This window comes from Schumannella sp. 10F1B-5-1 (assembly GCF_006517535.1).
Taxonomy (GTDB): Bacteria; Actinomycetota; Actinomycetes; order Actinomycetales; family Microbacteriaceae; genus Schumannella.
In genome coordinates this window covers 1-327 of the sequence record NZ_VHQH01000005.1, presented here as the reverse complement: position 1 = coordinate 327, position 327 = coordinate 1, and the positions used below count along the sequence as shown (strand labels likewise).

Genomic DNA, 327 nt, shown 5'->3' with positions numbered 1-327 from the left:
CGTTCCACTCCACGAACCCCTACGCGGGAGGCGACACGCCCTCGATCGAGTACGGCTTCGCCGGCAGCGGCGGACGGCAGGTGGTCGCGTACGTGGGCCCGGATCCCGCGGATGCCACGGCGAAGCCCGCCGGATCCGCGGTCGTGGCGGTCGTCGACACCGGATGCGTGAGCCACCCGTGGCTCGACCCGGTCGTGGTCACCGCGTTCGCCGCAGCCGGTTTCACGGATGCGGGGAACGACCCCGAGGCGCGGCCCGACCAGCTCGGACCGCTCGACGGCATGCTCGACGAGGGCTCGGGGCACGGCACCTTCGTCGCCGGCCTCG

1 pseudogene is annotated in these 327 nt (G+C 73.7%); it reads left to right on the top strand.

The features are described from left to right. A pseudogene (locus tag FJ658_RS15990) lies at nucleotides 1-327 on the top strand (S8 family peptidase); the annotation flags it as partial.